Source organism: Vibrio sp. OPT46 (assembly GCF_015163535.1).
Classification (GTDB): Bacteria; Pseudomonadota; Gammaproteobacteria; order Enterobacterales; family Vibrionaceae; genus Vibrio; species Vibrio alginolyticus.
In genome coordinates this window covers 33,018-39,025 of the sequence record NZ_JADDYG010000384.1, presented here as the reverse complement: position 1 = coordinate 39,025, position 6,008 = coordinate 33,018, and the positions used below count along the sequence as shown (strand labels likewise).

At 44.6% G+C, this 6,008-nt stretch carries 4 protein-coding genes; all 4 read right to left on the bottom strand.

Translation table 11 applies throughout. The features are described from left to right. A partial coding sequence (locus IQR33_RS17895) for a 4Fe-4S cluster-binding domain-containing protein (RefSeq protein WP_193843897.1) occupies positions 1–392 on the bottom strand: 392 nt, incomplete at its 3' end. Between the two features lie 211 nt (positions 393–603). After that, positions 604–1,581, bottom strand: coding sequence for a lipid A deacylase LpxR family protein (locus IQR33_RS17890; RefSeq protein WP_005378443.1), 978 nt, complete (start codon positions 1,579–1,581; stop codon positions 604–606). Between the two features lie 153 nt (positions 1,582–1,734). Beyond that, on the bottom strand, positions 1,735–4,011 hold the full coding sequence (gene pflB, locus IQR33_RS17885; protein ID WP_005378442.1) for a formate C-acetyltransferase: 2,277 nt from the start codon (positions 4,009–4,011) through the stop codon (positions 1,735–1,737). A 303-nt stretch (positions 4,012–4,314) separates the two neighbouring features. Next, on the bottom strand, positions 4,315–5,862 hold the full coding sequence (locus IQR33_RS17880; RefSeq protein ID WP_005378441.1) for a DUF3360 family protein: 1,548 nt from the start codon (positions 5,860–5,862) through the stop codon (positions 4,315–4,317). Positions 5,863–6,008 lie beyond the last annotated feature (146 nt).

Genomic DNA, 6,008 nt, shown 5'->3' with positions numbered 1-6,008 from the left:
ATGTCAAGCATGACTAAGTCTGTTGCATCCAGTACTTCATCGATAACATCAGTGTGCTTACGAACATAACCGTTAGTATCTAGACATGTATGAATGCCCTCGGCTTTAGCTGCGCGGAAAAAATCACGTACGAATTCCGGTTGAAGCATCGCTTCGCCGCCAGAACAAGTAACGCCACCACCTGATGCATTCATGAAGTGGCGGTAACTTTTCGCTTCGGAAATGATTTCTTCAACCGTGACTTCTTTGCCATCATGCGTGTCCCAAGTATCGCGGTTATGGCAATACTTACAGCGCATTAAACAACCTTGCAAGAAGACGATAAATCGAATACCAGGTCCGTCTACGGTACCACATGACTCAAATGAGTGAATACGACCAGCTGTTGACATCTTTTGCTCTCATTACTAGTAAATTCTAGCTGTTATTTTATTACAAAAAGCAGGGTTAAAACAGCTTTGTCGGTACTAAAGGCAAGGTTATTTGAAGAAAGAAAATAGATGGAGCCAATCTACATAAACGCTTGAACACGAGGTGGTTAATACCTACCCCGAGAACTTGCCGTGTATCTAGATTGACTTCGATGCTGGGATAATCCAGTTTTTAGAAAAAGGCGAACACGGAGAACGAGCCTGTCCCATAAACATCGGTTTGGGCTTCTTCATAATCCGGTGTTTTAATTGTAAAGGTGATGCTTGCACCGTAATTTTGGTTGTACCAAGATACTCCCGCGACGGCACTTGCTTGCCAATTTTGCAGTGTGACGTCGTATGGCGCTGACGGTTCAGGAATGCCAGGACGATCGCCTTCGATAGTCATGTCATTAAAGCGGTAACGACCTTCAAACCCGGTGAACAAGAACCAACTCGACGTGTTCTGAGCGATCATACTTGCTGAGAAAGGGCTTTCGACACTGATATTGGCGGCTCCGATGCTATTCGCTAGGTTTGTACCCCAACGAAACATGACGCCTTGAGAGACATCACTACGGAAGTTACCCGCATTGATGTCGTTAATGTTGGTGATCTCCCATTGTGTTTTTTGTTCTTCGCTGCGCATCAATTTGTTAAATACGCGGTAACCAAGGCTGAACGCCACTTTATCTTCAATCTGGTAATCCCAACCTTGAGGGTCCGTCGATCCTGTTATGCCGTGAACGATTTCTTGCGCCTTTTCTGATAGCGAACTTTCACCCGTAGTTCCTATGGTGAAATTGTACCGTACAGCTTTGTCACTCGTTAGGGAAAGGTAGTTGATTTCGGTGTGTAGGTAACCGGCATATGGGCGATCATTGATTAGTGGATAATCGGCTTCAATGTCGCTTGGAGTCCACATTTTGTGGCCAAGAACCAACTCTATTTTATCGATATTGGCGTGCTCTGAGTTAGCTAGACTCAGCCATTTCCATTGGCTTTCTTGTGTCAGTTGGTCTGTCGCGTAAGAAAGGAAAACACCATTCGTATAGTCTTGATCGACGCCAAAAATACCATCGTTGTCGATGGTAAAAGAAACCGTAGACTTAGTGGATGCTATTGCAACTGGAGAGAGAAGGGTAAGAATAATTAATTTACTAAATCTCATAGACTTTATTTGCTAACTTTTTTCGCATCATACGTAAGAATGCGGGCAAAAGTCTTTCGCGATATCACAACTTTCATTCAAGAAATAAAAAAAGGCTGATGCTACTTAGCATCAGCCTTTGTTGTATTACTAGAACGTTATTTCGCTATAGTCTTATAGAGACTCAGTGAATGTACGCGCGATTACGTCAGCTTGTTGCTCTGCAGTTAGAGAGTTGAAGCGAACAGCGTAACCAGATACACGGATTGTTAGCTGAGGGTATTTCTCTGGGTGCTTAACTGCGTCTTCTAGAGTTTCACGGTTAAGAACGTTCACGTTTAGGTGTTGACCACCTTCGATCCCCGCTTCGTGGTGGAAGTAACCATCCATAAGACCAGCAAGGTTAGCGCGTTGTGAACCCTCATCTTTACCTAGTGCGTTAGGTACGATAGAGAATGTGTAAGAGATACCATCTTGTGCGTCAGCAAACGGCAGTTTAGCAACTGAAGTTAGTGATGCTACAGCACCTTTCTCGTCACGACCGTGCATTGGGTTTGCACCTGGAGCAAATGGAGCACCAGCACGACGACCGTCAGGCGTGTTACCAGTTTTCTTACCGTAAACCACGTTTGAAGTGATAGTAAGAATTGACTGAGTAGGGATTGCATCACGGTAAGTCTTAAGCTTACGGATTTTGCCCATAAATACAGAAACAAGTTCACATGCAATGTCATCAACGCGTGGGTCGTTGTTACCGAATTTAGGGTAATCGCCTTCGATTTCGAAGTCGATTGCTAGACCGTCTTCGTCACGAATTGGCTTAACTTTTGCGTATTTAATTGCAGATAGTGAGTCAGCAGCAACAGATAGACCAGCAATACCACAAGCCATAGTACGTTTAACGTCACGGTCGTGTAGAGCCATTAGTGCCGCTTCGTAGCTGTACTTATCGTGCATGAAGTGGATAGCGTTTAGTGCAGTCACATATTGTTTCGCTAGCCAATCCATGAAGTGGTCCATTTTCTCCCACAGTTCATCGTAGTTCAGAACATCGCCTTCGATCTTAGGCATTTGCGGGCCAACTTGGATTTTTAGCTTCTCATCCACACCACCGTTGATGGTGTAAAGCATTGTTTTCGCAAGGTTCGCACGAGCACCGAAGAACTGCATTTGCTTACCAACAACCATTGGAGATACACAACATGCGATCGCGTAGTCGTCAGAGTTCATGTCTGGACGCATTAAGTCGTCATTTTCGTACTGAATAGAAGAAGTATCGATAGATACTTTCGCACAGAACTTCTTGAAGCCTTCAGGTAGTTGCTCAGACCAAAGAACAGTGATGTTTGGCTCTGGAGAAGGACCCATAGTGTATAGTGAGTTTAGGAAACGGAAGTTTGTACGAGTAACTAGCGTACGACCGTCAAGACCCATACCACCCATAGACTCAGTTGCCCAGATAGGGTCGCCAGAGAATAGATCATCGTACTCAGGAGTACGTAGGAAACGAACCATACGTAGTTTCATTACGAAGTGGTCGATCATTTCCTGAGCTTGTTCTTCAGTTAGCTTACCAGCCGCGATATCACGTTCGATGAAGATGTCTAGGAACGTAGAAGTACGACCTAGAGACATAGCCGCACCGTTTTGAGATTTAACAGCAGCTAGGTAACCGAAGTAAGTCCACTGAATAGCTTCTTGCGCAGTTTCAGCAGGACGAGAAATATCACAACCGTATTTTGCAGCCATTTCTTTGATTTGACCTAGAGCACGGTGTTGCTCTGCGATCTCTTCACGGAGCTGCATTGTCATTTGTAGGTCTTCGCCGTTCTCAAAACGCTCTTGTAGAGAAGAGAACTGCGCGAATTTATCCTTCATTAGGAAGTCAATACCGTATAGAGCAACACGACGGTAGTCACCGATGATACGACCACGACCGTATGCATCTGGAAGACCAGTCAGTACGCCAGATTTACGACACGCCATGATTTGAGGAGTGTAGATATCGAAAACGCCTTGGTTGTGAGTTTTACGGTATTCTGTGTAGATTTTTTTAACTTGTGGGTCTAGCTCGCGGTCGTAGGCTTTGCATGAACCTTCAACCATGCGGATACCACCGTTAGGGATGATCGCACGTTTTAGAGGAGCGTCAGTTTGAAGACCTACGATAGTTTCTAGGTCTTTTTCGATGTAGCCTGCATCGTGAGCAGTGATGGTAGAGATAACTGAAGTATCAAAATCAACAGGAGCGTGAGTCGCGTTCTCTTGTTTGATGCCTTCCATTACCTTAGCCCAAAGCTTGTTAGTCGCTTCAGTACCTTCAGAAACTAGGAAAGATTCGTCGCCTTCGTACGGAGTGTAGTTCTTCTGAATGAAATCACGAACGTTTACTTCGTTTTGCCAGTCGCCTGCAGCAAAACCTTCCCAAGCTTTAGCAAATTGCTCTGCCATGACATACCTACCTTTTTAGTAGAAAAAAATACGTACTGCTTCGCCGTTGAGCCAGCTATCCCCAGATAAAAGAGGGGAACAGTACACTCTTATGAATAACAATATTTATAGTCTTAAATTTACGTATTCGATTTACAAAACTATAAATATTGTCACTAGTTTTAACGTTTCTCTTTTTAAGCAACAGTTAGAGGTTAAACTAAAATTTTTTTGCAAACCTTAAACTAAATCAATAAATCCTCAAAAATTTCGATAAAAATGGGGTAGCGACGAGCGCTACCCACAAATTTCTGGACTGCTAGCTTATAGCCAAGCTTGGATGCCATACTGGCCTTCAAGCATACCAACTGCAAGCATAGCAACTAAACAGATAACAAGTACGCTTACTGGGATCACAATCTTGTCTACAAATGATAGGCGAGACGCGCGCTCTTTATCTCCAATTAAACCGTTGTTATCTAAAAGCATAGTTAGTGCCCAAGCTAGAACTGGGTTAACAACGGCAGAACCAAAGATACAAATGCCTGCTGCTTGTGAGTCTTTCGAGTCCTTCACCATCTGCATGCCAGCTTCAAGCAGTGGTAGAGATACACCAACGAGAAGAGCAACGCGCATAACTGGAGGCCATACTGCAACGTCCATAGGAAAACCAAGGATTGCAACAATAATACATAGAGAGCCTAGTAAGATGGCGCCAGCAGGAATAGGGCGTTTCGCGATTGCAGCAGGGATCATGTAAGTCCCCCAAGATGATGTGATGTTACCACCACCCACTGCAGTACCGACCATTTGGCGAACGGAACACATTGTCATTGTGTCATCAACGTCCATCAGTACTTTTTCACTCTTACGTGGGTAGTTCATTTCTTGGAAGATACGGTGACCCAAGAAGTCAGGTGACCACATTGCTACCGCAAGAATGGCGAATGGTAGAGAAGCGATGAAGTGTTCCATATTAGGAAGACCAAGCATCCAACCTTCTTCTGTTGAACCCCACCAGTAGATTGGATTTAGGTTTGGAAGGCCTGTCTCGGTTACGAATTTAATATCGAAGCCTGCGCCAAGAGCAAGTGCGATTGCAAGCCCAGTGAAGGCACAAACAGGGATCGCTAGCCAGCGTTTGTTCACTTTAGCAAGGAACGCGTATAAGCCAATGGTAACCGCAAGAACAATTAGACCGATGTAACCCATGCTACCAGCGGCAACCGTATCGGATTGCAAACCAACAGCCCAAGCTTGAATAGAGTTAATTTGGCTCATGGTTCCGGTTAAACCTAGGAAAATAAGAAGGCCACCAGCCGTACCTTCAGAGGTGAGGTTAACCAGTTTTGACCCACCTTTTAAGAGGCTCAAAATCAAACCAAACACACCAATGAGAATTGCTAATGCAAGAGGGTGAGCACCAGCAAGAGCGATGGTACCAATAAGAGGGATCATTGGGCCGTGGTTGCCTGCTAGGTTGGCTTTAGGGTTAATAAAACCAGAGGCAAGTACACAGAAAAGAAGTGCAGGGATGAGCATTTCTACACGCGCAACTTCGATAGCAAAGTCCTTGCCTAAGTTTACGTGGTCCCATGCTGCAGTAAGACCTTCAGCCCAAGACATCATTACCGCAGAGTACATTGCGATAATACCGATAGTACCAGCAAGTGCTGGAACAAGGTCTTCAAGCTCAAAGCGGAAGTCACGACCTGGCAAGTTCAAGCCAAAACGACGTGGCTTCATGATTTGTAGTTCGTGGTCTAGGTAGTCTGAACGGCTTGCGAACTCAGATGCTGGACGATGAAGCTCACGGTAGCTCTTGGTCTCGATATCTGAATCAGAGTGCGTTTTGTTAACTGCGTCTGACATAGATTCCTCATATATTTAAAAGTTATGAATTCTTCATTCAATTGTGTTAATCCGCATCCTGCGGCACGCTTATGCTAGCTATTGTTAGATTTGTTACACGTCGATACTGTGCCTAAGCATAGCTAATAACTTATTGTGTTGAGGCG

Coding starts and splice junctions, on each gene's coding strand:
- IQR33_RS17890 (WP_005378443.1), bottom strand. CDS start 1,581: ATGAGATTTAGTAAATTAATTATTCTTACCCTTCTCTCTCCAGTTGCA.
- pflB (WP_005378442.1), bottom strand. CDS start 4,011: ATGGCAGAGCAATTTGCTAAAGCTTGGGAAGGTTTTGCTGCAGGCGAC.
- IQR33_RS17880 (WP_005378441.1), bottom strand. CDS start 5,862: ATGTCAGACGCAGTTAACAAAACGCACTCTGATTCAGATATCGAGACC.